This window comes from Nonomuraea sp. K271, from assembly GCF_009908215.1.
Lineage (GTDB): Bacteria > Actinomycetota > Actinomycetes > Streptosporangiales > Streptosporangiaceae > Nonomuraea > Nonomuraea longispora.
In genome coordinates, this window is record NZ_JAAAHR010000336.1 from 1 (window position 1) to 2,593 (window position 2,593).

Sequence of the window (2,593 nt, forward strand, 5' to 3'; positions counted from 1 at the left end):
TGGTTGTGATGGGCGTGGTTGTGGTGATCAACCCATCTACCAGGAGCTCTGCTGCGTCATGGGGCTAACCTCGGACTTGCGATCATGCTGTGACCAGGGCACTCGATGCGGAGCCTGAAATAGGTTCTGTGACAACGATCACCACAGCAATGAATGACAATCGTAGCCAGCCCACCCCGAATATCCACAGCCACCCTCCCCGTGAACAGCGTGTAAACGGCTCATTCCCATTACTCGTCATCCGTCTACCCTCGGGATCAGCCCATGCCCGAGCCATCATTTCCCTGGTGACCATCCAGGCCGTCATACACCTGACCAAGAGGTGGCGGCGTTGCGATACGGGGCGTCACGCGGAGCCTTGCCCATCCGTTCGACGTCCGGCAGCAGCACCCTTCGAGCGTGTGCTGCTGCCGGGCTGGCCTACCCCAGTCTGGTTTCCGGGACGGCTGATCAGCTGGTGGGCAGGTGAATCACCGCCCCGTCCGTCTCTGTGGTGGCCGTCTGGCCGCCTGCTCTGGGACGAGTTGTGTCATGTCGAGGTGGCACCGGTGACGATGCGGAGAGCAGGGCGGCGGTGGCTTCGGCTGCCGCGGCGGCTGCTTCGGGGTAGACGCTGGTGTACGTGTCGCGGGTGAAGGACGAAGACGTATGCCCGAGGGTCTCCTGAACGATCTTGATGTCGACCCCGGCGGCGAGCATGGCGGTGGCCGCTCCATGGCGCAGGTCATGCAGTCGGATCGGTGGGAGCCCTGCTTGGTAGCACAGCCAGTAGAAGCGGTCGGTCACCTGCTGTGGATGCAGCGGTCGGCCCAGCTCATCGGTGAAGACGAAGTCGCTGTCGACCCAGTCTTCGCCTGCGGCCAGCCGTTGCCGGGCCTGGCGCTTGCGGTGCTCCTTGAGCAGGGTCATCGTTTCGGCGTCGATGGCGATCTCGCGGTCGCTGGCGTCGGTTTTCGGGCTGCCTTGGATCGGGGTCCAGCCGAGTTGGGTGATCTGCCAGTGGATGCCGATCCTTGATGTCGCGAAGATGATGTCCGGCCAGCGGAGGCCGGCTCCTTCGCCGCGTCGCAGGCCGCGTACGGCGATGAGTCGGTACAGGGCGAATAGCCGGTCGCGGCGGGCGTAGGTGAGGAAGGCCGAGGTCTGTTCGGTGGTCCACACCATGACGGGCGAGGGCCGGGGAGTGCTGATGAAGGTGGCGATCGGGTCGACGCGCTTGCCGTCGCGTGCCCGCTTGAGGCGGTCCCGGTGTTCGGCGTGGTCCTTGCGCCATTGTGTCACCTTCTCTTCGGTCCAGATGACCGGCTTGGGCCGGTCGATTGGTGTCATCTCGACGACGGCGGCGGGGTTGAAGTCCAGGAGCCTGTCCTGGCGGATCGCGATGTTCAGGGCGTGCCGCAGGGTGGCGCGGATGCGGTGCATGCTCGTGGGGCCGACCGGACGCCGATACTTGACTGCTGCCATGCGGGTGGGGTCGCCGCTGGCGCGTTCAGTGGCGATGATGTCGTTGAACTCCTCGATTGCATCGAACATGCTGGCGATGTCGGAGACGCGGAGCCGGTCCAGCCGGATGTCTCCGAGGTAGGCGTTGAGGTAGAGGCGGACGTGGGATTCGTAGGAACGTTTCGTCGTCGCCTCGATGGCGCGCTTGCGCTTGAGGAATTCCTCCAGCCACTCGGCCACGGTGATGTGCCGGTTGAGGTCTTGGCGGGTGCGGACCTTACGCCGCACTTCCTCGGTGTTGGGCAGGCTCTTGGTGTCTTTGAGGACCGACAGCATCAGCTTGGTGATCTGCCGCCGTACGGCTGGGTCGTTGTCGAGGGTGAGCAGACCGCGGGCGTGGTCCAGTTCGGCTCCGGCATCCTCTAGCGTGGCGAATCCGCTGCGCCGCAGCGGGTTACGCCGCTTGCCGTCGGTATGGGTGGGCAGTTCCAGTTGGTAGCCCCAGGAGCCGTGCGTGGTGTTCCACCGGGCTCCGCCGTCGTCGTGCGGGCGGCGTAGCTTGGGGCAGTTCTTCCCGAGCCGCTTGCCGGTGGCCGGGTCCTTGCAGGCGCACGTTTTGAATGTGGTGCCCTTGGCTACGGTCGGCTCTTTGGCTGCTGTCGTGTCCGGGGCTTTCGCCATCGTGGTCATCCTTCTTTGCTTGCCGGACGGCTCTGAGCGTCGTCCGTGCTGGTGTGGTCGAGTAGCGCCCGCAGCCCGCGTACCGGTACGGCGTACCGGCCACCGATGCGCAACACGCGGCACGGAAACTGCCCCGCGCGGGCGAGGCGGTAGGCCTTGGTGCGGCCCATGCCGAGCAGCCGTCCGGCTGCGAGCAGGCTGATCACCTCTGGCATTGCCTGCTGCGTGGGGTGGCTGGTTAGGGTTGTGCTGGTCATGCATCACCTCCGTGACGTGGATGGACAGGCCTGCGGCCGTATGGGCCGTGTGTTCCTGGCGGGCTGTGGTGGGCGCTACGCCCCCGACCCGCCCCCGCGTGGCCCCCGGGGCGGGATATGTGGTTGCCGGTCATCGACGGGCGGCCACAGCCCTGGGTTCGGGGTGCGGTAGCGGGGCGGCGGGTGCGTGGGCGGGTGGTATCGCTGTCTCT

General features: G+C 66.0%; 2 protein-coding genes. Both read right to left on the reverse strand.

Features of this window, described 5'->3' with window-relative positions:
* Nucleotides 1-450 precede the first annotated feature (450 nt).
* Nucleotides 451-2,133, reverse strand: coding sequence for a tyrosine-type recombinase/integrase (locus GUY59_RS46620; RefSeq protein WP_138208790.1), 1,683 nt, complete (start codon nt 2,131-2,133; stop codon nt 451-453).
* Entirely contained in the window at nt 2,130-2,381 is a 252-nt protein-coding gene (locus GUY59_RS46625; RefSeq protein WP_138208789.1) for a helix-turn-helix domain-containing protein, read from the reverse strand. The genes GUY59_RS46620 and GUY59_RS46625 overlap by 4 nt, the downstream gene beginning before the upstream one ends.
* Nucleotides 2,382-2,593 lie beyond the last annotated feature (212 nt).